This is a genomic window from Pseudomonas sp. GM80 (assembly GCF_000282515.1).
Classification (GTDB): Bacteria; Pseudomonadota; Gammaproteobacteria; order Pseudomonadales; family Pseudomonadaceae; genus Aquipseudomonas.
The window spans coordinates 39276-64260 of record NZ_AKJD01000039.1; the positions used below are offsets into that span (position 1 = coordinate 39276).

The 24985-nt window shown below is 59.6% G+C and carries 25 protein-coding genes; 7 read left to right on the forward strand and 18 right to left on the reverse strand.

The window, feature by feature from the left end:
• Window positions 1-20: 20 nt before the first annotated feature.
• From PMI37_RS03945 to PMI37_RS03995, 11 genes are all read right to left on the reverse strand, one after another.
• A complete protein-coding gene (locus PMI37_RS03945; RefSeq protein WP_008078328.1) occupies window positions 21-1310 on the reverse strand; it encodes an adenylosuccinate synthase in 1290 nt (429 codons plus the stop codon).
• A gap of 54 nt (window positions 1311-1364) precedes the next feature.
• Window positions 1365-2552 (reverse strand): ATP phosphoribosyltransferase regulatory subunit, encoded by a 1188-nt coding sequence (locus PMI37_RS03950; RefSeq protein WP_007915833.1) that lies wholly within the window; start codon window positions 2550-2552, stop codon window positions 1365-1367.
• Window positions 2553-2865: 313 nt separating this feature from the next.
• Window positions 2866-3735 carry a protease modulator HflC gene (gene hflC, locus PMI37_RS03955; RefSeq protein ID WP_008078329.1) on the reverse strand — a complete coding sequence of 290 codons (870 nt, stop codon included), beginning with the start codon at window positions 3733-3735 and terminating at the stop codon, window positions 2866-2868.
• On the reverse strand, window positions 3735-4904 hold the full coding sequence (gene hflK, locus PMI37_RS03960) for an FtsH protease activity modulator HflK (protein ID WP_008078330.1): 1170 nt from the start codon (window positions 4902-4904) through the stop codon (window positions 3735-3737). The genes hflC and hflK overlap by 1 nt, the downstream gene beginning before the upstream one ends.
• 96 nt (window positions 4905-5000) lie before the next feature.
• Window positions 5001-6302: a ribosome rescue GTPase HflX gene (hflX, locus tag PMI37_RS03965; protein ID WP_008078331.1), complete on the reverse strand. Its 1302-nt coding sequence runs from the start codon at window positions 6300-6302 to the stop codon at window positions 5001-5003.
• Window positions 6303-6314: 12 nt separating this feature from the next.
• Complete coding sequence (gene hfq, locus PMI37_RS03970; protein ID WP_007902656.1) at window positions 6315-6575, reverse strand: RNA chaperone Hfq; 261 nt, start codon at window positions 6573-6575, stop codon at window positions 6315-6317.
• A gap of 95 nt (window positions 6576-6670) precedes the next feature.
• Window positions 6671-7642, reverse strand: coding sequence for a tRNA (adenosine(37)-N6)-dimethylallyltransferase MiaA (gene miaA / locus PMI37_RS03975; RefSeq protein WP_008078332.1), 972 nt, complete (start codon window positions 7640-7642; stop codon window positions 6671-6673).
• Complete coding sequence (gene mutL / locus PMI37_RS03980) at window positions 7642-9543, reverse strand: DNA mismatch repair endonuclease MutL (RefSeq protein WP_177323294.1); 1902 nt, start codon at window positions 9541-9543, stop codon at window positions 7642-7644. The genes miaA and mutL overlap by 1 nt, the downstream gene beginning before the upstream one ends.
• An 8-nt stretch (window positions 9544-9551) precedes the next feature.
• Window positions 9552-10979 (reverse strand): N-acetylmuramoyl-L-alanine amidase, encoded by a 1428-nt coding sequence (locus PMI37_RS03985; RefSeq protein WP_202949183.1) that lies wholly within the window; start codon window positions 10977-10979, stop codon window positions 9552-9554.
• A 3-nt stretch (window positions 10980-10982) separates the two neighbouring features.
• On the reverse strand, window positions 10983-11453 hold the full coding sequence (gene tsaE, locus PMI37_RS03990) for a tRNA (adenosine(37)-N6)-threonylcarbamoyltransferase complex ATPase subunit type 1 TsaE (RefSeq protein ID WP_008078335.1): 471 nt from the start codon (window positions 11451-11453) through the stop codon (window positions 10983-10985).
• Complete coding sequence (locus PMI37_RS03995) at window positions 11441-12940, reverse strand: bifunctional ADP-dependent NAD(P)H-hydrate dehydratase/NAD(P)H-hydrate epimerase (RefSeq protein ID WP_008078336.1); 1500 nt, start codon at window positions 12938-12940, stop codon at window positions 11441-11443. The genes tsaE and PMI37_RS03995 overlap by 13 nt, the downstream gene beginning before the upstream one ends.
• Before the next feature lie 63 nt (window positions 12941-13003).
• Here PMI37_RS03995 and queG point away from each other — a divergent pair, with 63 nt between their 5' ends.
• On the forward strand, window positions 13004-14068 hold the full coding sequence (gene queG, locus PMI37_RS04000; protein WP_008078338.1) for a tRNA epoxyqueuosine(34) reductase QueG: 1065 nt from the start codon (window positions 13004-13006) through the stop codon (window positions 14066-14068).
• Between the two features lie 90 nt (window positions 14069-14158).
• Here queG and PMI37_RS04005 read toward each other — a convergent pair whose 3' ends face one another.
• Both PMI37_RS04005 and orn read right to left on the reverse strand, forming a co-directional pair.
• Window positions 14159-14770 (reverse strand): trimeric intracellular cation channel family protein, encoded by a 612-nt coding sequence (locus PMI37_RS04005; protein ID WP_008078339.1) that lies wholly within the window; start codon window positions 14768-14770, stop codon window positions 14159-14161.
• A gap of 183 nt (window positions 14771-14953) precedes the next feature.
• The gene (gene orn, locus PMI37_RS04010; RefSeq protein WP_008078340.1) at window positions 14954-15496 is read right to left on the reverse strand and encodes an oligoribonuclease; all 543 of its coding nucleotides are present in this window, start codon (window positions 15494-15496) and stop codon (window positions 14954-14956) included.
• Between the two features lie 107 nt (window positions 15497-15603).
• Between orn and rsgA the strand changes: the two genes are divergently transcribed.
• The 4 genes from rsgA to PMI37_RS04030 all read left to right on the forward strand — a co-directional run bounded on the left by rsgA (window position 15604) and on the right by PMI37_RS04030 (window position 18701).
• Window positions 15604-16635, forward strand: a complete 1032-nt coding sequence (rsgA, locus tag PMI37_RS04015; protein ID WP_008078342.1) for a small ribosomal subunit biogenesis GTPase RsgA — start codon at window positions 15604-15606, stop codon at window positions 16633-16635.
• A 211-nt stretch (window positions 16636-16846) separates the two neighbouring features.
• A complete protein-coding gene (locus tag PMI37_RS04020; protein ID WP_008078343.1) occupies window positions 16847-17254 on the forward strand; it encodes a TIR domain-containing protein in 408 nt (135 codons plus the stop codon).
• A 2-nt stretch (window positions 17255-17256) separates the two neighbouring features.
• Window positions 17257-18216: a caspase family protein gene (locus tag PMI37_RS04025; RefSeq protein ID WP_008078344.1), complete on the forward strand. Its 960-nt coding sequence runs from the start codon at window positions 17257-17259 to the stop codon at window positions 18214-18216.
• Window positions 18216-18701 carry a toll/interleukin-1 receptor domain-containing protein gene (locus PMI37_RS04030; protein ID WP_008078345.1) on the forward strand — a complete coding sequence of 162 codons (486 nt, stop codon included), beginning with the start codon at window positions 18216-18218 and terminating at the stop codon, window positions 18699-18701. Before PMI37_RS04025 ends, PMI37_RS04030 begins: the two co-directional genes overlap by 1 nt.
• A gap of 115 nt (window positions 18702-18816) precedes the next feature.
• Here the strand turns inward: PMI37_RS04030 and PMI37_RS32165 are convergent, their stop codons facing one another.
• The 5 genes from PMI37_RS32165 to motA all read right to left on the reverse strand — a co-directional run bounded on the left by PMI37_RS32165 (window position 18817) and on the right by motA (window position 22821).
• Window positions 18817-19227, reverse strand: coding sequence for a hypothetical protein (locus tag PMI37_RS32165; RefSeq protein ID WP_008078346.1), 411 nt, complete (start codon window positions 19225-19227; stop codon window positions 18817-18819).
• A gap of 129 nt (window positions 19228-19356) precedes the next feature.
• On the reverse strand, window positions 19357-19578 hold the full coding sequence (locus tag PMI37_RS32170; protein WP_008078347.1) for a hypothetical protein: 222 nt from the start codon (window positions 19576-19578) through the stop codon (window positions 19357-19359).
• Window positions 19572-20726, reverse strand: coding sequence for a hypothetical protein (locus PMI37_RS04045; protein WP_008078348.1), 1155 nt, complete (start codon window positions 20724-20726; stop codon window positions 19572-19574). The genes PMI37_RS32170 and PMI37_RS04045 overlap by 7 nt, the downstream gene beginning before the upstream one ends.
• Before the next feature lie 163 nt (window positions 20727-20889).
• A complete protein-coding gene (gene motB / locus PMI37_RS04050) occupies window positions 20890-21966 on the reverse strand; it encodes a flagellar motor protein MotB (RefSeq protein ID WP_008078349.1) in 1077 nt (358 codons plus the stop codon).
• 3 nt (window positions 21967-21969) lie between these two features.
• Window positions 21970-22821: a flagellar motor stator protein MotA gene (motA, locus tag PMI37_RS04055; protein ID WP_007952169.1), complete on the reverse strand. Its 852-nt coding sequence runs from the start codon at window positions 22819-22821 to the stop codon at window positions 21970-21972.
• Window positions 22822-22987: 166 nt separating this feature from the next.
• On the opposite strand from motA, the gene PMI37_RS04060 reads away from it, so the two are divergent.
• Together PMI37_RS04060 and PMI37_RS04065 are read left to right on the forward strand one after the other, a co-directional pair.
• A complete protein-coding gene (locus tag PMI37_RS04060; protein WP_008078352.1) occupies window positions 22988-24526 on the forward strand; it encodes an HDOD domain-containing protein in 1539 nt (512 codons plus the stop codon).
• 42 nt (window positions 24527-24568) lie between these two features.
• Window positions 24569-24985: rhodanese-like domain-containing protein (locus tag PMI37_RS04065; RefSeq protein ID WP_008078357.1), on the forward strand; the 417-nt coding region annotated here is incomplete at its 3' end.

Consider the following 24985-nt stretch of genomic DNA (forward strand, 5'->3'; position numbering starts at 1 on the left):
TTTTTTACATCAACGACTTATCAAGCAAACGGATGGCGCAGAACGATGGTTTCGTTGCGGTCCGGGCCCGTCGAAATAATGTCGATCGGTGCGCCGATCAACTCTTCGACGCGTTTGATGTAGGCACGAGCGTTAGCTGGCAGCTCTTCCAGGGTCTTGGCGCCCACGGTCGATTCGGTCCAGCCCGGCACTTCTTCGTACACAGGCTGCAGGCCTACGTAGCTGTCAGCGTCGGTCGGAGCAACGGCGTTGCCTTGCGCGTCTTTGTAGCCGACGCAGATGTTGATGGTTTCCAGGCCGTCGAGTACGTCCAGCTTGGTCAGGCAGATGCCCGAGATGCTGTTCACATCGATCGCGCGACGCAGGATAACGGCGTCGAACCAGCCGCAACGACGGGCACGGCCGGTGGTAGCACCGAACTCGTGACCTTGCTTGGCCAGGTGTGCACCGACGTCGTCGAACAGCTCAGTCGGGAACGGGCCCGAACCAACGCGAGTGGTGTAAGCCTTGGTGATACCCAGGATGTAATCCAGGAACATCGGGCCAACGCCCGAACCGGTCGCCACGCCACCAGCGGTGGTGTTGGAGCTGGTCACGTACGGGTAGGTACCGTGGTCGATGTCGAGCAACGAACCCTGGGCGCCTTCGAACATGATGTCCTTGCCGGCGCGACGCAGGTCGTGCAGCTCGGCAGTGACGTCGAGCATGAGCGGCTTGAGCAGCTCAGCGTATTCCTTGCACTCGGCCAGGGTCTTTTCGAACTCGATGGCCGGCTCTTTGTAGTAACCGACCAGCATGAAGTTGTGGTAATCCACCAGTTCACGCAACTTGTCTTCAAAGCGCGGCATGTTCAGCAGGTCGCCAACACGCAGGCCACGACGAGCGACCTTGTCTTCGTAAGCCGGGCCGATGCCGCGACCGGTGGTACCGATCTTCAGCTCGCCACGGGCCTTTTCACGAGCCTGGTCCAGCGCTACGTGGAAGGACAGGATCAGCGGGCAGGACGGGCTGATACGCAGACGCTCGCGCACCGGTACGCCTTTCTCTTCCAGCTTGGTGATCTCGCGCAGCAGGGCGTCAGGTGCAACCACCACGCCGTTGCCGATCAGGCACTGCACGCCTTCGCGCAGCACGCCCGACGGGATCAGGTGCAGGACGGTTTTTTCACCGTCGATCACCAATGTGTGACCAGCGTTGTGGCCACCTTGGTAGCGCACTACGGCGGCAGCATGTTCGGTCAGCAGATCAACGATCTTGCCTTTGCCCTCATCACCCCATTGGGTGCCCAGGACTACGACATTCTTACCCATAACACTTGTCCTCATTCGCGCAAACTTGGTGCCGGCGATGGCCGGCAGGAAAACTCAAGAAGCCAGTGGCGATACTTGCCAAAGCCCGTTCTGCTGAATCAATTGCCGGTCGCAGTCCGCATCACGGGCGGCGGCCAAAGGTTGCCCAGGCAAAGCCTGAACGACACGCTGACCCTCACTGCGCAACTGGCAAACCTGCTGCCAGAGTGCCGCATCCGTACTGTCAGGCATCCAGATACCGCCAGACGGTAGCTCGATCTCAGCACGCCCCAGGGTCACCAGGGTTTTCAAATCGGTGGAGAAGCCTGTCGCCGGACGGGCGCGACCAAAATCCGCGCCGATGTCGTCGTAGCGACCGCCCTGAGCGATGGACTGGCCAACGCCCGGCACGAACACCGCGAACACCACACCGGTGTGGTAGTGGTAGCCACGCAGCTCGCCCAGATCGAAATACAGCGGCAGCTCCGGGAAACGCGCCGACAGACGCTCGGCGATCGCCAGCAAATCTTCCAGTGCCGCCAGCACCGGCGCCGGCGCATTGGCCAGACGCTCGCGGGCAGCGCTCAACACTTCACGGCCGCCACACAGATCAACCAGCGCACGCAGCATGCCGGACAGATCGGCCGGCAGGCCTTCGGTCAAGGTAATGACCTCGTCGATGGCCTTGCGTTGCAACGCATCGAACAACTGCTGCTCGACTTCACCGGACAGACCGGCAGCACGCGCCAGACCACGGTAGATACCGACATGACCGAGGTCCATGTGCACATCCGGCACATCGGCCAGTTGCAACATGGCCAGCATCAGACTGATAACTTCAACGTCGCTGCTCGGGCTGGCGTCGCCGTACAACTCGGCGCCCAACTGGATCGGGCTGCGCGAGGACGACAATGCCCGCGGCTGCGCATGCAGCACGCTGCCGGCGTAGCACAGACGGCTCGGGCCTTCGCGACGCAGGGTGTGCGCATCAATGCGCGCCACTTGCGGCGTGATGTCGGCACGGAAACCCATCTGCCGGCCCGATTGCGGGTCGATGACCTTGAAGGTACGCAGATCCAGGTCCTGGCCCGCGCCGGTCAGCAGGGATTCCAGGTACTCGATATGGGGAGTCACGACAAACTCGTAACCCCAGCTCTGGAACAGATCCAACACCTGACGACGCGCGACTTCAATGCGCGCCGCTTCCGGTGGCAGTACTTCTTCGATGCCATCTGGCAGCAGCCAGCGGTCTACCGTTGCCATTACGCCATTCCCCTTTGATCCGGGCGGCCAGCCTGCGGGCGAGCCTTGAGTGAAGCAGAAAATGACCGATCCGTTCAAAACGCACGCGCATGAACGACGCGGCGAAAGGCCTGTTACCGGCTTCGCCCATCACTTTCCTCGAAATACTCTCGGGCCATTCAACCCGATGCCTGCAACAAAAAACAGCAATCAAACGTGCAGACGCAAAAAAGCCGGGAATTTCCCGGCTGCCGCATCATACACACGTTTTCCCAAAGGATCACCCCGCCCGAGGTTTTAGCCGCCGGGCGGAATGATTCAGGTCAACGTCGTATCAAGGCTTGGACTTTTCCAGGTAACGGAAGAAGTCGCTGCTTGGGTCGAGGACCAGGACGTCGGATTTGTTCGCGAAGCTTTCACGGTAGGCGCGCAGGCTACGGTAGAAACCGTAGAACTCCTGATCCTGACCATAGGCCTTGGAGTAGATCGCAGCGGCCTGGGCATCACCGTCACCGCGAATCTCTTCGGATTCACGATAGGCTTCAGCCAGCAGCACGCGGCGTTGACGATCGGCGTCGGCACGGATGCCTTCAGCCAGTTCGTTACCCTTGGCGCGGTGCTCGCGAGCTTCACGCTCACGCTCGGTGCTCATACGTTCGAACACGCTGCGGTTGACTTCTTTCGGCAGATCAATGGCCTTGACCCGGACATCGACCACTTCGATACCCAGCTCTTTTTCCGCCATCTTGTTCAGCGAGGCAGTGATGTCAGCCATCAGTGCGTCACGTTCACCCGACACCACTTCGTGCAGGGTGCGCTTGCCGAACTGGTCACGCAGACCGGATTCCAGACGACGCGACAGACGCTCGTCGGCGATTTGCTTGAGGCCCGAAGTTGCGGTGTAGAAGCGCTCGGCATCTTTCACGCGCCACTTGGCGTAGGCATCGACCATGACAGCTTTCTTTTCCAGCGTCAGGAAGCGCTGTGTCGGTGCATCCAGCGTCATCAGCCGCGCGTCGAATTTACGCACCTGGTTAACGTAAGGCACTTTCACATGCAGGCCCGGCTGAACATCGGCCTGAACCACACGACCGAATTGCAGCAGCACCGCACGCTCGGTCTGAGCGACGATGTAGAAGCAGTTCCAGCCAACCAGTAGCACGACGACGCCAACAATAAGGGCGATCAGCGATTTATTGCTCATCAGCGGGTCTCCCTTGTGCGCGACTGCGGCAGGTCAGTGACGTGCGGCGTGACATCCGTGTTGCTGGCGGCAGCCGAACCGGTGACCGGCGCATTGCTGCCCGAACTGTTCTGAATCATTTTGTCCAACGGCAGGTAAAGCAGGTTGCTCTGGCCGTTCTTGTTACCGGTCACGAGTACCTTGCTGGTATTGCTGAAGACTTCCTGCATGGTGTCCAGGTACAGACGCTGGCGGGTCACTTCAGGGGCCTTGCGATACTCGGCGACCAGTTTAGTGAAGCGATCAGCCTCACCCTTGGCGCGCGAGACCGTTTCGTCGCGGTAACCGTTGGCATCCTCAAGGATACGCTGGGCCTGACCACGGGCTTCGGGCACGACGCCGTTGGCGTAGGTTTCAGCCTGGTTGCGCGAACGCTGCTCGTCTTCACGGGCGCGGATCACGTCATCGAAGGCTTCTTGCACTTCACGCGGTGCCGCTGCGCTCTGTACGTTGACCTGAGTGACGGTGATACCGGTGCGATAGGTATCGAGGAAGCGTTGCAGACGCTCCTTGATTTCGCTGGCCATCAGCTCACGACCTTCGGTCAGCACCTGGTCCATGGCGGTGGAACCCACCACGTGGCGCAGGGCGCTGTCGGTCGCGTGCTGCAGGCTGATTTCCGGCTGATCAACGTTCAGCACGAAATCCTGCAGGTTGCTGATCTTGTACTGCACGGTCAGCGGTACTTCGACGATGTTCTCGTCTTCGGTCAGCATCTGGCCCTGCTTGGTGTACGCCCGCTCACGCGTGACGTTTTCCATGTACTTCTTGTCGATCGGCGGGAAGTAGATGTTCAGGCCCGGGCCGACGGTCTCGTAGTACTTGCCGAAGCGCAGCACCACGGCTTGCTCCTGCTCGTCGACCACATATACCGCGCTGTACAGCCAGACAGCCGCGAGCACGACCAAGCCGATGCCGAGCAGGGCGCCGAAGCCACCACCACTGCGACCCGAACCACCGCCGTCATCACCGCGTTTCTTACCACCACCGAACAACCCGTTCAGGCTTTCCTGCAGCTTTCGGAAGGCCTCGTCGAGATCCGGTGGCCCCTTGCGGTCGCCGTTATTGCGGCGCTTGCCACCCCAAGGATCCTGATTATTCGAGTTGCCACCCGGCTCATTCCAAGCCATAGCGCTCTCCATCTGATAAAGCAAAGACGCACCCACGGCGCGCCGACCAATGCTACAGAATGCCTGCCGTTACGGCACAACCGCTTCTTCAGGCTTTTATTGCAAAGTGTGTTGCTCGATGAATTCCATCGGCTGCAATCCTTCGCGGCTTACCAGTCGATTCAACTCGACACGGGGCAAACGAACGGCCAGCAAACTGATGCCTTCTTCGTCGTGTTCTTCTTTCTGCACCGCACCGAGTTCGAAAAACTGCGCACGCAGTCGCGCGAATCGTTGCGGCAAGCGCAAGGTACCGATAAACAAATCACTGCCAAGTAACTCGGCGATGGCTTGCTCAAGCAATTCCAGACCACTGCCATCACGCGCCGACAGCCAGACCCGCTGGGGCTTGCCGTTTTCGTCGCGCTGGATTTGTGGCTCAACGCCTTCAAGCAAATCGAGTTTGTTATAGACCTCGAGGATCGGCAAGTCCTGGGCTCCGATCTCGCCCAGCACCAGCATCACCTGCTCGATCTGCAACATGCGATCCGGTTCGGCCGCATCGATCACGTGCAACAGCAGGTCGGAATTGCTCGACTCTTCGAGCGTAGACCGAAATGCCTCGACCAGCTTGTGCGGCAAGTGACGAATGAAGCCCACCGTGTCCGCCAGGACAATCGGCCCCAGGTCGTCCAGTTCCAGACGGCGCAGGGTCGGATCGAGCGTGGCAAACAACTGGTCGGCCGCGTACACGTCGGATTTCGTCACGTTGTTGAAGAGCGTGGATTTGCCGGCGTTGGTGTAGCCCACCAGAGACACGGTAGGAATGTCCGCACGGGAGCGGCCGCGACGCGATTGCTCGCGCTGGCTGCGCACTTTCTCCAGCCGGCCCTTGATCTGACGCAGGCGCACCCGCAGCAGACGACGGTCGGTTTCGAGTTGGGTTTCACCCGGGCCGCGCATGCCGATACCGCCACCTTGACGCTCAAGGTGAGTCCAGCCACGAACCAGGCGCGTGCTCATGTGGTCAAGCTGGGCCAGTTCGACCTGGAGCTTACCTTCATGGGTACGGGCGCGTTGGGCGAAGATATCGAGAATCAGACCGGTACGGTCGATCACGCGACACTCGAAAACACGTTCGAGGTTACGTTCCTGACTGGGCGTGAGGATGTGATTGAAAATCACCAGATCGGCTTCTTCAGCCTTGACCAGGTCGCGCAGCTCCTCGACCTTGCCGCTGCCGATCAGGAATTTGGCGGTTGGCCGATGACGCGGCACGTTAAAAAACGCAACGGTCTCGGCGCCCGCCGAATTAGCCAATTCCTGAAACTCCTGCGGATCTTCGCGCGCCTCAGGGTCCTGTCCATCCAAGTGAACGAGGATCACTCGTTCACCACCACCGTGGCGCTCAAAGAACAAAGGAGACTCCTATCAGGCGTTACCTGGCTCAGCGTCACCTGCTTCGGATTCGGTTGCGCTAGGCAGACGAATTGGACGAACCGGCACGACTGTCGAGATAGCGTGTTTGTAAACCATCTGGCTCACGGTGTTTTTCAGCAGGATCACGAACTGGTCGAACGACTCGATCGTGCCTTGCAGTTTGATACCGTTGACCAGGTAGATGGAAACCCCAACTTTCTCTTTACGTAAAGTATTCAAGTAAGGGTCTTGTAGCGAATGCCCTTTTGACATGTGCCGCACTCCTTTAAGGATTCAATAATAAAAAATAGGTAATTCAGATGGCTTTGGCCGTCACACCCCCAAGGATAGACGGCAATTGCAAGGACTCAGCTCAATATGGAGATGGTCCCAAGGTATTTCAAGGCGCGTGGCAGATTGTCGCAATCAAGACTGTCCAGCCAGTGTAAATCTTCCCAGCTGCGCAGCCAGGTGAACTGGCGTTTGGCCAATTGGCGCGTGGCGATGATGCCGCGCTCTTGCATTTCGGCCAACGTCAGCTTGCCATCCAGGTAATCCCAGACTTGGCGGTAACCTACTGCACGTATAGACGGCAACCCGGCATGCAGGTCACTTCTTTTACGCAGGGCTACGACCTCGTCGATGAATCCCTGTTCCAACATATTTGTGAATCTTTGTTTAATGCGCTCGTGCAATACCTGACGATTTGCCGGGGCAATGGCCAAGTTCGCGACAGTATAGGGCAATTGTTGCAGTCCCGAAGCGGCTGCTTCAGTACTTTGCGCAGATTGTTGCTGACGCAGGGCGGTCATGCTCTGACCGCTGACCCGATAAACTTCCAGCGCCCGACTCAAGCGCTGCGGATCGTTCGGGTGAATCCGCGCCGCCGACACCGGGTCGATGATCGCCAATTGATCGTGCAAGGCTTGCCAGCCAAGGCGTGCAGCTTCTTCTTCGATCTGCGCGCGGATATCCGCATCGGCCGCTGGCATATCCGCCAGACCTTCAACCAAAGCCTTGTAATAGAGCATCGTGCCGCCGACCAGCAGCGGAATTTTTCCGCGTGCGGTGATTTCAGCCATGGCTTGCAGGGCATCGCGACGGAAATCCGCAGCCGAATAGGCTTCGGCCGGGTCGAGGATGTCGATCAAACGGTGCGGATATTCGGCCAGCAGTTCTTTCGAAGGCTTGGCGGTGCCGATGTCCATGCCGCGATAGACCAACGCCGAATCGACACTGATCAGCTCGCACGGCAGCACCTTGGTCAGCTCGATGGCCAGATCGGTCTTGCCCGCAGCGGTCGGGCCCATCAGAAAAATCGCTGGAGGGAGCTGGTTCATCAACGACCGCGCAGGAACAGTTTGTCCAGATCGTCCAGGCCCAGTTGGGTCCAGGTCGGTCGGCCATGGTTGCATTGACCGCTGCGCTCGGTGTTTTCCATGTCGCGCAGCAGGCCGTTCATTTCCGGCAATGCCAGGCGCCGGTTGGCGCGGATCGCGCCGTGGCAGGCCATGGTGCCAAGCAATTCGTTGAGGTGTGCCTGAATCCGGTCGCTGGTGCCGTATTCCATCAAGTCCGACAGCACGTCACCGACCAGGCGGTTGGCTTCAGCCTGCTTCAACAAGGCCGGAATCTGACGGATCGCCAAGGTTTCCGGGCCAAGACGCTGCAATTCAAAGCCCAGACGCTGGAACCATGCCGCGTGCTCTTCAGCACAATCGGCTTCGCGCTGACTGACGGCCAGCGACTCCGGCACCAACAAGGGCTGGCCGCTCAAGCCTTCGCTGGCCATGGCGACCTTCAAGCGTTCATACATGATTCGCTCGTGGGCAGCGTGCATGTCCACCAAAACCAGGCCTTGAGCGTTCTCAGACAGAATGTAGATGCCCTTGAGTTGCGCCAATGCGTAACCAAGCGGTGGAATGTCTTCCTGACCGGCGGGCAGCGCGTTGGCGTTGGCTTCAGGCAACGGTGCAAAAAATTCGCGATACGCGGCTTGAGCTTCGGCGGCCGGCGGCATGCCTGACTGCGGCCGCGGCGTGTACTGATACTGGTAAGCGCCGCCAGCGCTGGCACCGGACGAGGTATTGAACGCCGGTTGCGCCTGCGGTTGCTCCAGCAGCGCATTGGCCGCCAGACGCATTTCACCTTGCGGGCCGAATTCCCCGGCATCGAGGCCGCTTGGACGAACGATGGCGGTGGTTACTGAGCCGGCCAGTTGATCTTCCGGACGCACATCGCCCAACGCGCGATGCAGCGTGCCATACAGGAAGTCATGCACCATGCGCCCGTCACGGAAGCGCACTTCATGTTTGGTCGGGTGCACGTTGACGTCGACGGCTGCCGGATCGACCTCGAAAAACAGCGCAAACGTCGGGTGGCGACCATTGAACAGCACGTCGCGATAGGCCTGGCGCACCGCATGGGCGACCAGTTTGTCGCGCACTGCCCGGCCATTCACAAAGAAATACTGCAAATCCGCCTGACTGCGGTTGAAGGTCGGCAAACCGACCCAACCCCACAGATGCAAGCCGTTGCGCTCGATCTCGATGGGCAGCGCCTGCTCAAGGAACCCCGAGCCACAGATCGCCGCCACACGCCGGGCGCGGGCCGCATCATCGTGGGCCTCGTGCAGGCTGAGGATGGTTTTGCCGTTGTGACGCAGATGGAACGCGACGTCAAAACGCGCCAGCGCCAGACGCTTGATCACTTCTTGCAGGTGATCGAATTCGGTTTTTTCGGTCTTGAGGAATTTGCGCCGCGCCGGAGTGTTGAAGAACAGGTCACGGACTTCCACCGAAGTACCGACCGGATGCGCGGCCGGTTGCACCCGCGGCGCCATGTCACGGCCTTCGGTTTCGACCTGCCAGGCTTGCTCGGCATCGCGGGTACGCGAGGTCAGCGTCAGCCGCGCCACGGAGCTGATCGACGCCAGTGCCTCACCCCGGAAACCGAGGCTCATCACTTGTTCGAGGTCTTCGAGGTTGCGGATCTTGCTGGTGGCGTGACGGGCCAGCGCCAGCGGCAGGTCATCGGCGGAAATGCCGCTGCCATCGTCGCGTACGCGCAGCAGTTTAACGCCGCCCTGCTCGACGTCGACATCAATGCGCTTGGCGCCGGAGTCGAGGCTGTTTTCCAGCAACTCCTTGATGACCGAAGCCGGACGTTCAACCACCTCACCGGCGGCAATCTGGTTCGCCAACCGTGGGCTGAGCAGTTCGATGCGCGCGGCAGCGTTCAGCACTTCGTTCATTCTTTGGACGCCAGTTCGGTGCCAGGAATGGTCAGGTGCTGGCCGACTTTCAGCTCATCGCTTTTCAGGTTGTTCGCACTGCGCAATGTGGCCGGCGACACCTGATAGCGCACACCGATCATCGCCAGCGTTTCACCCGGGCCGACGCGGTGATCACGCGGGCCTTGGGCGATCTTGCCGGAGTCACGCAGCCAGGCAATGTAGGTGCCCGGTGGCGGATTCTGCTGGAAGAACTGCCGCACGCCGCTGCTGATCGAGCGCGCCAGCGCTTGCTGGTGGCCCGAGGCCGAGAGTTTGTTGGCTTCGTTGGCGTTGGAGATAAAGCCGGTTTCGACCAGGATCGACGGGATGTCCGGCGACTTCAGCACCATGAACCCGGCCTGCTCCACACGCTGTTTGTGCAGCGGCGTGACGCGACCGATGTTGGTCAGGACTTTCTGGCCGACGTTGAGGCTGGAGGTCAGCGAGGCGGTCATCGACAGGTCGAGCAGCACGCCCGCGAGCATGCGGTCCTTGTCGTCGAGGCTGACGTTGCCGGCACCGCCGATCAAATCGGAACGGTTTTCGCTGTCGGCCAGCCAACGGGCGGTCTCCGAGGTTGCGCCGCGATCAGACAGGGCAAACACCGAGGCGCCAAAAGCGGCCGCCGAAGGCGCGGCGTCGGCGTGAATCGATACGAACAGGTCAGCGCCCTTCTTGCGGGCGATTTCGGTACGGCCACGCAACGGGATGAAGTAGTCGCCAGTACGGGTCAGTTCGGCGCGGAAGCCTTTCATGCCGTTGACTTGACGCTGCAATTCGCGAGCGATCTGCAACACCACATCTTTCTCACGCTGGCCGCGCGAGCCGGATGCACCCGGGTCTTCGCCACCGTGACCGGCGTCGATCACCACAATAATGTCGCGCTTGCCGGCCGGGGCTGGCGGCAACTTGATCGCTGGTTCTGTCGGGGTCACCGGCACGGCTGGTACGGTTGCGACCGAAGGTGTCGGCGCAGGTGCAGGTTCGGCATCGGCTGCGTTATCGAAGAGATCGACCACCAGACGGTTGCCGTATTGGCCATTCGGCGCCAGCGAGAAGCTTTTCGGGGTGACGGCTTTCTTCAGGTCAATGACCACGCGCAGATCGGTCGGCGTGCGCTGAGCCGAACGCATCGCGGTGATCGGCGTGTTGGCAGTCTGCACATTCAATGGCGCACCGAGGGTGGCACCATTGATGTCGATCACCAGCCGGTCAGGCGCGGTCAGGGTGAAGACGCTGTGCTGCACCGGTCCGCTGAGGTCGAAGACCAGTCGCGTGTTATCCGGCGCTCGCCACAAGCGCACGCTGTTGACCTTTGAATCGGCCACAGCGTTGACGGTTACTGCCATCAACAACAGTCCAACGGCAGCCACCAACGCGCGAAAGCGCATACCTAACCCCATCATTTAATTGGATTCCAATGCCAAAGCGGCACACCAGGCCTCGCCACGCGAGCGCTGGGATAAAATTTTCAGCGAACGCCCGCTGTCTTGCGGGCTAATGGTAATGGTCAGGTCAGGCTTTGGCAAAAAGCCTGCACCTTTATCGGGCCACTCGATCAGGCACAGGGCATCGTCTTCGAAATAGTCGCGGATGCCGAGAAACTCCAGCTCTTCCGGATCGACCAGTCGATACAGGTCGAAGTGGAAGGCGCGGACGTCGCCGATCTCGTAGGGCTCGACCAGGGTGAAGGTCGGACTTTTTACCGCACCGACGTGACCGAGCCCACGAATGATGCCTCGCGACAGCGTGGTTTTGCCCATCCCCAGATTGCCTTCAAGGAAAATCAGGCCATGGCCCTGGGTCACGCGGGCGATCCGTGCGCCAAAGTCGCTCATGGCCTGTTCATCGGCCAGGTACAGGGTTACTTCAGACACGGTGCATGCTCCTCCAACAACTGACGAATGGCTGGAATCAGATCACTGGCCGCCAGCCCACGGCCCAATTTGCCTTGTTGCATCCCCGCATTGGCGTGCAGCCAGACCGCCAGGCAAGCGGCATCAAAACCGTCCATGCCTTGCGCCAGCAGCGCACCGGTCAAACCGGCCAACACATCACCGAGTCCCGCAGTGGCCATGGCGGGATGGCCTTGGTGACACAACGCCAGACGGCCATCGGGATGAGCAATCAGGCTGCCCGCGCCTTTGAGCACGACCACCGCTGAGTATTTTTTGCTCAGCGCCAGCGCCGCCGCCGGACGATCCGCCTGCACCTGCGCTGTGCTGATTCCCAGCAAGCGCGCCGCTTCACCCGGATGCGGGGTGATCACACAGTCCTTGGGCAGATCAACGAAACCACTCGCAAGCAAGTTGAGCGCGTCGGCGTCCCACACTTGCGGCAATGCCGCATTGGCTGCCGCCGACAACAACGCGCGCCCCCAACTGGCCTGCCCCAACCCCGGCCCCACCACCAGCACCGAGACTTTCTCCAGCAACGCCATCAACTGATTGGCCGACGAAGTCCCGAGCGCCATCGCTTCTGGCACTCGCGTCAACGCTGCCGGGACATGTTCAGGACGGGTCGCCAGCGAAACCATGCCCGCGCCGCTGCGCAGGGCCGTTTCGGTGCTGAGTAAAATCGCCCCGCCAAAACCGTGATCGCCACCGATCAACAGCACGTGGCCGAAACGGCCCTTGTGCGCAGCCGGTGCTCGCGGTGCCAACCTTGGAAGGTTAGCCGCGTTAAGCCGCTGAGCGATGAGCGGTAGGTCACGATAGATGTCGGCACTGGCCTGTAAATCGTTAAACAGCAATTCACCGATGTGATCCGCCGCGTCCCCGGTGAACAGGCCGAGTTTCAGGCCGATGAAGGTAACCGTCAGATCAGCTCGTACGGCGACACCCAGCAGGTGCCCGGTGTCAGCACTCAGTCCAGAAGGGATATCGACGGCCGTCACCGGCAGGCCACTGGCGTTGATGGCCTTGATCGCTGACACGTAAGGCTCGCGCACATCCCCGCTCAGACCCGTGCCGAGCAATGCATCGAGAATGATCCCGCGCAGTTCGCTCTGAGCCTGCCAGCCCTGGACCGCGACACCTTCCGCCAACGCCTCGGCATGGGCCAGCGCAGCATCGCCCTGCAGACGCTGCGGATCGCCGACCGCCAAAACGTGCACGTTCCACCCGGCTCGCCGGGCCATGGCCGCGACCAGGTAACCGTCACCGGCATTGTTGCCATGCCCGGCCAGCACCGTCAGTTCAGTCGCCGACGGCCATTGCCGCACCAGCGCTCGCCAGGTCGCATGCGCAGCGCGCTGCATCAGTTCGAAGCCCGGCGTGCCGGCGGCAATCAGCCGCGCATCGAGTTCGCGCACCTGTGCGGCGCCATACAGCGCGTCGGGTAATTGATCTTTCGTGTGCGGCATGCGTCTTCGGGCTCCGATGTCTGGCAGAATTATACGCACCTCAGCTCCGGTTTCTCTCGCCTCATGTCCGCCATCACCACAGACCTGCCCGCCCTCGCCCAATCGATCAAGAATTGGGGCCGCGAGCTGGGCTTTCAGCAAGTCGGCATCAGCGGTCTGGATCTCGCCGAGCATGAACAGCATCTGCAGCGCTGGCTCGAAGCGGGCTACCACGGCGAAATGGACTACATGGGCGCCCACGGCAGCAAACGTTCGCACCCGGAAGAACTGGTGCCGGGCACGTTGCGCGTGGTTTCGCTGCGCATGGACTACCTGCCCGGCGACACCGAAATGGCCAAACGCCTGGCTCAACCGGAAAAAGCCTACGTCTCGCGTTATGCCTTGGGCCGCGATTACCACAAATTGATCCGTAAACGCGTTCAACAATTAGCCGACAAGATTCAATCCGAGATCGGCCCGTTCGGTTTCCGTGCCTTTGTCGACAGCGCGCCGGTGCTGGAAAAAGCCATCGCCGAACAGGCTGGACTGGGCTGGATCGGTAAAAACACCTTGGTATTGAATCGCAAGGCTGGCAGTTATTTTTTCCTCAGCGAATTGTTCGTCGATCTGCCGTTACCGGTGGATGAGCCTCACAGCACTGAACATTGCGGCCGCTGCACCGCGTGCCTCGACATCTGCCCGACCAACGCGTTCGTCGGCCCGTATGTGCTGGACGCGCGACGCTGCATTTCGTACCTGACCATCGAACTGAAAAACGCGATTCCTGAAGACCTGCGCCCGCTGATCGGCAACCGTGTGTTCGGCTGTGACGACTGCCAGATCGTCTGCCCGTGGAACCGCTTCGCCAAACCTTCCGGCGAAAGCGACTTCAAGCCACGGCACAATCTCGACAACGCGGAACTGGCTGAGTTGTTTATGTGGGACGAGGACAAATTCCTCAGCAGCACCGAAGGCTCACCGCTGCGCCGCGCCGGGTATGAGCGCTGGTTGCGCAATCTGGCGGTAGGGCTCGGTAATGCGCCGTCGAGCATTCCGGTGCTGGAAGCGTTGAAGGCGCGGCGGGACTATCCGTCAGAGCTGGTACAAGAACACGTCGAATGGGCTCTGAAACAACACGGAATCGCATAATCCCCTGTAGGAGCTGCCGCAGGCTGCGATCTTTTGATCTTGAACGTCAAAAGATCGCAGCCTTCGGCAGCTCCTACATGGAATATCGCGTTACGGTTGATCGTTGTAAACGAACTTGGGCATTTCCCAGTGGAAGCGGATCGCCAGCAACCGCAGCAGGAAGCCGCCGAACAGGGTGATGAGGATCGCCTGCTCGCCCGGCACGTTCAGATACAGGCAAAGCATGTAGCACCACGCTGCCGCGACCGAGACGCTGGCGTAGAGTTCTCGGCGGAAGATCAACGGGATGTCGTTGCAGAAGATGTCACGCAGGATGCCGCCGAAGACGCCGGTGATCACACCGCTGACCGAGGCGACCAACATGCCGTGGCCCATTTCCAGTGCGGTCATGCAGCCGATCAGTGTGAACGCCACCAGGCCGACGGCGTCGAGCACCAGAAACAGTGAGCGCAGGTGACGCATCCAGCGCGCGGTAAATACGGTGAACATCGCCGCCACCGAGGTCAGCACCAGGTATTCAGGGTGTTTGACCCACGTCAGCGGGTAGTGCCCGAGCAGCACGTCACGCACCGAACCGCCGCCCAACGCCGTGACGCAGGCGATCAGCACCACGCCAAACCAGTCCATGCCACGACGCCCGGCAGACAGCGCGCCAGTCATGGCTTCAGCGGTGATGGCAATCAGATAGAGCATCAGCAACATGGTGGCGATCCAGTCAGGAAGGCGCGCAGTCTAGCCATTTCGGCGCGGCACCAAAAGAGGACGCCACATTCGATGCAATCTTCTGTAGGAGCTGCCGCAGGCTGCGATCTTTTGATCTTTGTTTTGAACCTGAAAATCAAGATCAAAAGATCGCAGCCTTCGGCAGCTCCTACCGGGATCGCATCAGAATTTGATGAAGTGCCTGCGGTAGTGCTGTAGCTCGGCGATGGATTCGCGGATGTCGTCCAGCGCCAAATGCGTGCTGCCCTTTTTGAAGCTGTCGCGCACGTCCGGTGCCCAGCGCGCCGCCAGCTCCTTGAGCGTCGAGACGTCGAGGTTGCGGTAGTGGAAGTAGCTTTCCAGCCCTTTCATGTGGGTATACAGGAAGCGGCGATCCTGGCAGATGCTGTTGCCGCAGATCGGCGACTTGCCTTTCGGTACCCATTTCTCCAGGAACGCGATGGTCTCGGCTTCGGCTTCGGCCATGCTGATACGGCTGTCGCGCACGCGCTGGGTCAGGCCGGAGTTGCCGTGGGTGCGGGTGTTCCACTCGTCCATGCGGGCGAGCACTTCATCGCTGTGATGAATGGCGATCACCGGGCCTTCGGCCAGGGTGTTGAGGTCACTGTCGGTGACAATGGTGGCCATTTCGATGATGACGTCGTTGTCCGGATCCAGACCGGTCATTTCCAGGTCGATCCAGATCAGGTTCTGCGGGTTTTGCATAATGGGGCTCCTAGGCAATGCTGCGCAGTTTAGCCTAGGCAGCTTGCCGGGCGTGCTAAACTCGCGGCCGTTTTACCTAATCGCTGCATTCTTCAGACGGAACACCCATGGCCAAACGCCAACTCAATCGTCGTCAAAACTGGCGCATCGAAAAGATTCAGGGCGAACGCGCCGCACGCGCCGCCAAACGCGAGTCCTCGGCTGTCGAAGCCCTTGAGGGCGGCGACCTGGGCCCGGAACAAACCGGTCTGGTGATCGCTCACTTCGGTGTGCAGGTCGAGGTCGAGGCCATTGACGGCGAACAGGCTGGCCAGGTTTTCCGCTGTCACTTGCGCGCCAACCTGCCGGCGCTGGTGACCGGCGACACGGTCGTCTGGCGTGCCGGCAATCAGGGCATCGGTGTGATCGTCGCGCAATTGCCGCGTACCACCGAGCTGTGCCGTCCGGACAGCCGTGGCCAGTTGAAGCCGGTCGCCGCCAACGTCGACATGATCGTCATCGTCTTCGCGCCGCTGCCCGAGCCGCATGCCAACCTGATCGACCGTTATCTCGTAGCCGCCGAACACGCCGGCATCCGCCCGTTGTTGCTGCTGAACAAGTTCGACCTGATCGACGAGCAGAACGCACCGGCGCTCAACGCGCTGCTGGCGGTGTACCGCACGCTCGGTTATCCGGTGCTGGAAGTGTCGGCGCACCACGGTGACGGCATGGAACAACTGCAAAAGCAGCTCGACGGGCGCATCAGCGTGTTCGTCGGTCAGTCCGGTGTCGGCAAGTCGTCGCTGGTCAACAGCTTGCTGCCTGAAGTGGAAACCCGTGTCGGGCCGTTGTCCGAGCTGTCCGGTCAGGGCACGCACACGACGACCACCGCGCGGTTGTTCCACTTCCCAGGCGGCGGCGAACTGATCGACTCCCCGGGTATTCGCGAATTCGGCCTCGGCCACGTCAGCCGCGCCGACGTTGAAGCCGGTTTTATCGAGTTCAATGATTTGCTCGGCACTTGCCGTTTCCGCGACTGCAAACACGACCGTGAACCGGGCTGTGCGCTGCTCAAGGCGCTGGAAGATGGCCGCGTGCAGCAACAACGCATGAACAGCTACCGCTCGATCATCGCCAGCTTGCCTGAAAACGGCTATTAAACAGTCGTACCGGTAGCCCTTTGCCCAAGGGCTGCCGGATGTCGGTTTTCACCTGACACCTCCCTACCGCTTTTAAACATCAGGCTTTTCTGTAGGACTTCTGCACGCCTGTTTGCAGGACATTTCTCTTTCTCCGCCCAAGCCTTGTAGGCTCATTTCATGGGCCTACATTGAGTTCCTCGTCGCACGTTCGCGCCAAAGAGGAACCCCCATGCAAACCTACCATTTGTTCATCAGCCACTCGTGGAACTACTCCCACGCCCACGACAACCTGGTGCGCCTGCTCAGTGCCCACCCCGACTTCACCTACAAGAATTTCTCGGTGCCGACGCACAACCCGATCATGGGCGCACAGACCGACCAGCAGCTCGAAGAAGCCATCGAAAACAAGATTCGCCCCTGTTCCGCCGTTCTGATCATGGCCGGCATGTATTCGACCTACAGCAAGTGGATCAATAAGGAAATCGAGATCGCCAAGCGCATGGGCAAGGTGATCATCGCGGTGAAACCGTTCGGCGCCGAGCGTATTTCCACGGTGGTGCGTAACGCCGCAGACGCCGAATGCGCGTGGAACACCAACAGCATCGTCGGCGCGATCCGTCTGCACACGGCGGCCTGATCATGCGCAAGGGACTGTTTATCGGCATCAACGACTACACCCATATTTCGCGCCTGAGCGGTTGCAGCAATGACGCCATGGCCATGGCCTCGGTGCTGAAAACCGACGCCGACGGCGACCCCAATTTCAAGAACGTAGTGCTGACCTCTGCCGAGGATTACCTGGGCCGGGAGATGCTCGAAGACCAGATCCGCGAGCTGTTTTCCGGTGACTGCAACGTCGCTCTGCTGTACTTCGCCGGGCATGGCGGCTTCGACACCGACAATGATGAGGGCATGCTGCTGCCCCAGGATTATCGCAACGCCAAGGATGGCATCCGCATCAGCGACATCCTCAACTGGGCGAGCAAAGCCACGCGCATCAAGAACAAAGTGATCATCCTCGATTGCTGCCAAAGCGGCGCCGCCGGCGAGGTGCGCGCCTTGCGCAGCGAAAGCAGTGTGGTCGGCGAAGGCATGACCATTCTGACCGCGTGCAAAAAGGAAGAACCGGCCATGGAAGGCGCGCAACACGGCGTGTTTACCGGTTTACTGCTGCAGGCTCTGCACGGTGGCGCGGCGAATATCCTCGGCAAGATCACCCCCGGAAGCCTCTATTCCTTCGTCGACAACGCCCTCGACGCCTGGGAACAACGCCCGGTGTTCAAGACCAACGTGTCGCAGTTCATTTCCCTGCGTGAAGTCTCGCCGCTGATCCCCAAAGAGATCCTGCGCAAGCTGCCCGAGTGGTTTGCCGAAGCCGAATCAACCTACCCTCTCGACCCCAGCTACGAGCCGACCGAAGCGACGTTCAACCCCGAGCACGGCGAGGTCTTCGCCCAGCTGCAAAAGTGCAATCGCCACAGCCTGATCGAACCGGTCGACGCCGAGCACATGTACTACGCCGCCCTCCACTCCACCGGCTGCCGCCTCACCGCGCTCGGCGCCTACTACCGCGAACTCGCGATTAAAGGACACTTCTGATGCCTGTCTTCATCAGCTACCGCCACATGGATCGTATGCAGGCCATGGCAATCAACAGTCGCCTGAAACAGGCCAACATCAAAACCTACCTGGATGTGCTCGACCCGGAATCGCAGACCACCGATGACATTACCGGCGTCATCACCCGCAACATCACCGAGTGCACGCACTTGCTCGCGGTGGTGTCGGAGAGGACCGCTTTGTCGTGGTGGGTGCCGTTCGAGATTGGTGAGGCGACGATCAGCAACCGGCGGATCTGCTCGTTCAAGACCGGGCCGGCGCAGTTGCCGTTGTATCTGGATAAATGGCCGAAGTTGAGTACGGACAGAGATCTGGATTTCTTTATCGATGCTTATCGCGAGGAAGTGACGAACAAGCGGTCGGTGATGCTGGATTCGATGAGTGAGTCGATGAAGGGGACTTACAAGAGGAATGCCGAGCAGTTTCATGATCAGTTGAAGAGCAGGATTCGGCGGGGGTTTTGACCTGCACCAGAGAGCCGCGCCCAGCGCTCGGCCCTCTGGTCTATTCTTGCTGGTCTTCAGGCTTTCCGCACAAGACGTCGCCGTCATCCAATTTCAGCAAATACTCAACAATGAATTAGCCAAGACTGAAGGCTTTTCGAATCAACTTGATCAAACGATCGCCATCCACCCCGTTGTAAGCCTGAGGATTTGACGCAAGCTCCGCTGGCACTTGACTCAGAAATGAGTTCAAGTCGAAAGCCAATCGCTCAGGCAGGCGGGTCATCGCCTCTGTAAGACCGGCCGAAAGCAAGATCACATCCTTGAAGTGTTTATTGATATCTCGACTATCCACTCGCTCGCCATTCTCGACCTGCGCCTTTTTGTTAAGCCAGGCATGCGCTTTAAGGGGAACCAGTCGATCTGCCCCGATGTGGCTGATGTCCTCGGTGTGACCGACGCCGGCCACGAGAAAGTTGTAATACTCATCATCCAGAATGATCGCGGAAAGACTGGCGGCTTGTTCCTCTACAGGAATTTTGGTCATTCGGGAGGTTTCTTCGTGATCCAGCCCCTCCGGAACTCGAGAGAAAAGCTCGACCTGAACTGGAAAGGATTTGTCTTCGGGATTCTGGAAACGGTAAAAAACGGGCGATCTCCCTCCGCTGTCTCCTCTTTATCGGATCGTATATCCGCCGTCCTTGATGAACTTCCAGAACTGATCGACGAATTGTAGATTGAGCGCCTCGACAACCAGCACGATATCCAGATCCTTAGTGGTCCGAAATGCCTCATCCAGAAGATCCATGGTAATGGATGCCGCGACGCCACCAATCAATACGTAACTGCCTTGATAGTCTTTGAAATACTCTCTGAACCGATCAATTCCAACTACCACTTAACGTTCTCCATCATTTCATCCAGACAGATTTGCACACGGTCATCATGCCCATCCTTCAGACTCAAGTAGAGCGAAAACGGGTCAACGGCAGCGGCGTTGGTGTTGCCAGGAAAAGGTTCGTAGCTCCACAACTGGATACAACATACCGCATGGTTTTGCGGCACCTCGTGAAAAAGCGAAATAGTTTCTAACGTAGTCTTTGCGGGGCCTGAGCGCGAACCTCGAGCGGAGAACGCTTCACCATATGCCTCATTCGACCTGCCGTATTGCTCGGATTGAGCACGCTTTAGAATGTCATCGAACTGCGGTGTCGTCGTTGCGAAGCAAGGTATTCTCGGGCTGGCAAGAAGACTCAACTCTGCAAGGGCCGTTTCCCCCGCCAATAACATTGGGGTACCAAGGGCTTCAGGTAAAGCGTTCAGCCAAATGGTTTTTTTTACTGGTGTGCGCATGTGGTCTTTGGCTTTTTCCCAGACCTCCCTCGCGGACAATGTGAAAACTATCGAGGACTCCGTGCCCTCCTTATCAAGCCGAACAATGTCCAAGGCGGTCAGTTCACTGAGGGCTCTGGTGATGGTCATTTTCGCGTAGCTGAATGCTCTTTCAAAAATCGAGCGAGTAGTCGGCTGGTCGCGCTGCCACCCTTTGTTCAGGGATTGAATAAGCATGGATTGGGTGGCAGGACTCAAAAGCTGAGGTTTCTCCATGCGCTGCCTGTAGTACTCGCGCAGATCCATGCCAAACGCCGGCAGGTACAGCTGGTTTCCTGGCACGATGAACTGAACACCTTTCTCGACCAACCGCTTTCTGTCATAGCTTGGGAGAGAGTCTGTGACGAAGATCATCGAATCCAGTATTTCGGATGTTTTCTTGAGCGCCTGAAGCTTGATCACATGCATATGTTTTGCGACATCAGCAACGCTCGTATCACGTGATAGGCGCTCCTTGAGAATGAGACATTTAGCCCCAAAAATTTCTGTGACAAGAAATTCATAGCGGTCGCGTAGCGCATACGGAAGTGTATTAACGTGATTCCACGGAGTTAAACGAAGCTTCAGGCCGAGCACATGGTCTACATAAGCCTTTAACTCAACCAACTCGCTGCGTTCGTGGATGTCGTTTTTTTCGACAGTGGAATCAGCCATGGCCGCCCTTCCTTATCATAATTTTCACACGGTATCAGAAGCAATGATAGCGTGCAAAATTCTTGATAGGGAATACGGTGCGCAAACGCATATTCGTGTGAGCTAGCTTAGCGTTGGTATTGAGAAACAAAAATGCCGACATCGCTGTCGGCTTTTTTGTCGGTCACTGCTTCGGCGCGGGGGCCGGGGCAGTGGCTGGCGGAGTGGCCGGCGCTGGCGCCGCACTCCCCGGTTCCGCCGGTTTCGGCGCGGCGTCATCAAACAGGTTCAACCGCTCGCGCAACTCATGCGCAGGCACCGGTTGCTGATCCGCCGGCAGCGCATTTGGATCAACCGGCGTTGCCGGAGCAGCGCCGTTTTGACCTTGATCTGCCGGTTTCGCTGGATCGGCACCTTGCGCACCTTCGATCGCGGCTTGAGCCTTTTTGGTCAGGACGACGATGTCGATGCGGCGATTGACCGGGTTGAACGGGTTTTCCCGGTCGAACAACGCCGACGAGGCATAACCGACCACCCGCGCCACTTGCGCATCCGGATAGCTACCAGCGACCAACGCACGACGGGCGGCGTTGGCACGGTTGGCCGACAGCTCCCAGTTACCGAAATCGCCGGTGCCGATGTACGGCTTGGCGTCGGTGTGACCGCTGATGCTGATCTTGTTCGGCACCGCTTTGATGGTGTCGGCCATGGCCAGCAAAATGTCTTCGAAGTACGGCTTCAGGCGTGCAGAACCGGAATCGAACATCGGCCGGTTCTCGGCGTCCATGATCTGGATGCGCAAGCCGTTCGGCGTGATCTCGAAGAGGATCTGATCCTTGAACTTCTGCAATTGCGGGTTTTCGTCGACCTTGTTCTGCAGTTCTTGCAGAAGCAGTTCGAGGCGCTCTTTCTCGACCATTTCGGCCATGCCTTCGACTTGCTCGGCGTCGACGGTGACCTTGTCCGGTTGCGGCTGGGACTTCACCTCAGGGTTGAGGGTGTTTTCCGGCGCCAGCGTCGGCGTGCCGCCCAGATCGATAATGTACGGCGTGCCGCTTTCGGAGAAGCCGACCGGGTCCTTGAAGTAACCGGCGATGGCGATCTTCTGCTCAGGCGTCGCGGTGGACAGCAGCCACAGCACCAGGAAGAACGCCATCATCGCCGTGGCGAAGTCGGCGAAGGCGATTTTCCACGCCCCGCCGTGATGCCCACCGGCTATGCGCTTGACGCGCTTGATGATAATCGGCTGATTATTTTCCATGGCTTAGCGACCGCGAACGGCTTGTTCCAGCTCGGCAAAGCTTGGACGGTGGGCCGGGTACAGCACCTTGCGACCGAACTCGACCGCCAGCGACGGCGGCATGCCGGAAGCCGAAGCCACCAGCGAGGCCTTGATGGCTTCGTAGACGTTCAGCTCTTCCTTGGCATCGTGGGCCAGGGAGTGCGCCAGCGGGCCGAAGAAACCGTACGCAGCGAGAATACCGAAGAAGGTACCCACCAGTGCCGCACCCACGTGCAGGCCGATGGACTTCTGGTCACCTTCACCCAGCGAGGCCATGGTTACCACGATACCGAGTACCGCCGCGACGATACCGAAACCGGGCATGGCGTCGGCAATGCCGTTTACCGCGTGGGACGGGTGTTCGAGGTCTTCTTTGAGGCTGTACAGCTCCATGTCGAACAAGCCTTCCAGCTCGTGCGGGGCCATGTTGCCGGACGACATGATGCGCAGGTAATCACAGATGAACGCGGTCATGCGTTCGTCTTTGAGCACGGCCGGGTACTTGGCGAAGATCGGGCTCGCGGCGGCATCTTCGATGTCGCCTTCAATGGCCATCATGCCTTCGCGGCGGCTCTTGTTGAGGATCTCGTAGATCAGACCGAGCACTTCCAGATAGAAAGTGTGGCTAAAGCGCGAACTGAACATGCTCAGGGATTTCTTGAGCACGTGCATCGTCATGTAGCCAGGGTTGGCCTGCAGGAATGCACCGAGTGCAGCACCACCAATGATCATCACCTCGAAAGGCTGGATCAGGGCGGCAATCTTGCCGTGGGAAAGCACGTATCCGCCGAGCACGCTCGCGAATACGACGATGATGCCGATAATTTTAGCCATAGGTAGGAAAGTACTTACTGAGTCGGGTTCAAGGTCATATTCGGAAGTTAAAAAATCTCTTCTTCTACTTATCGGCAAAACTGCGCCAGACTATAGCCAGTTCAGGCGAAAAGCCAATTTAGCCCATGCCGGGCGCGTCTACAGTCAGTGAAGATCCCGTCCAGACATGGCTAATGAAACGAACGTCCCACACGCAAAACCGACCACCCTCGAAGGCTGGGTCAAACTGCTCGACAGCGTCCGCCTGCCCGTTCCGCAAGAGGCTCACGATAAAGTCTGCCGGGCGATCCGCGACAATCGCAGCTCGTTGCGCGACATCGCCGACCTGATGCAGGACAGCCCGGCGCTGGCCTTGAGCATCATCCGTGAGGCCAATCGTCACACCCACGGCACCATGGCCACGCCAGCGGAAAATCTTGAGGTGGCGATCAATCGCCTGGGCCTTGCCCGCACCGAAGAATTGCTCGCGCGCCTGCCCGCTGAACCGCAAATGCAGATCCCCAAGGCTCTGCGCCAGTTACAGATGATCAGCCAGCACGCGACGCAACAGGCCAACGGTTTTTTCGCCAGTCGCCTGGCGCGGCTGTGGCAGGACATTCATTGGGGCAGCCTGCTGTTTCTGTCGCCGCTGTGGCCACTGGCGCTCACTTATCCACAGTTGCTCGAAGAATGGGAGCTGCGGGTTATCCACAAGGGTGAATCGGCACGCGTGGTCGAGAAGCAATTATTCGGCGTGCGCCTGCTGCGGATCGCTGAAGCGCTGGTGGCGGTCTGGCATCTACCGATCTGGGTGCAGCAAGGCTATAAATTGCTGCTCAGCGAACAGCGTGAACTGGTGAAAGTGCTGCGCATCGCCCGCGACAGCGAACATCCGCTGCGCCAGCAGAATCGCCTGGATGACGATCCGACCTTGCGCCGCTGGCTCAACCAGCCGGCCAACACTGTGCTGCTGGCCAACGGTCTGGCGCTCTCGGCGCAACAGGCCTGGGACAGTCCGCACAGTGAACGCTGGCAGTACCTGACCAGCCTTTATCTGCAAATCTCGATGGATGACGTGCAGCAACAACTGCACCAGCAGGCGGCCAACAGTGCGCGTCAGCATGCGATGCCGGATCTCTGGCACCCGGCGGTTTCGCTGCTGTGGCCGTGGGGCACGCACCGCTTGCCGGCAGGCATGTTGCCCGCAGCGGCGCCGAGCGCTGAAGACCTTGGCCAATGGCGCCGCCAATGCGCCGAACTGCTCGCCGAACCGAGCCGCTTCACCAATGCCATGAGCCTGACCGTCGCCGCCCGCGATGCGCTGATTGCCAGCGGCATGCGTCGAATGATGATCCTGATGGCCGACCGCACGCAGTCCAATCTGCGCGTGAATCAAACCGCTGGCCTGCCGAAAGAAGCGGCGGCGCTGAATTTTGTCGTCAGCCAAAGCAGCGTGCTGCAACGGCTGCTGGCGCAACAGGCGCAGGTACGGATTACCCCGGAGAACAACGCGCAGTTCTCCGCCCTGCTGCCGCCGGGCCTGCGCACGCTGTTTCGTGGCGAGCATTTGTTCCTGCGCTCACTGGTCAATAACGGCCGGGTGATCATGATCGTCGTCGCCGATCAGGGCGGCGGGCCGTTCGCCGACATCACCGTGCAAGCCTTTGGCAAAACCGCGCAGTGCATCGAAAAAGCCCTGCACAGCTTTAGCAGCCGCGGCCGATGAGGCTGCGCTACAATTCCCCCCTTTGTGCTCTGGAGACCTCGCATGTCTGACTTCTCTGGCTTGCCGCTCGTCATCGAACCGAGCGACCTGCTGCCTCGGCTTGAGTCTGAAGAGCTGATTCTGGTGGATTTGACCAGTGCCGCGCGCTACAGCGAGGGACATCTCCCCGGCGCGCGCTTTGTCGACCCCAAGCGCACCCAGCTCGGCCAGCCGCCGGCGCCGGGGCTGCTGCCGGCCAAAGCCGATCTGGAAGCGTTGTTCGGTGAGCTGGGCCATCGCAAGGACGCGGTCTACGTGGTTTACGACGATGAGGGCGGCGGTTGGGCCGGACGCTTCATCTGGCTGCTCGACGTGATCGGTCACGACAAGTACCACTATATAGACGGTGGTCTGCCGGCATGGCTGGCGGATGGCATGCCGATGTCGATTCAGATTCCACCGGCAGGCGGCGGCCCACTG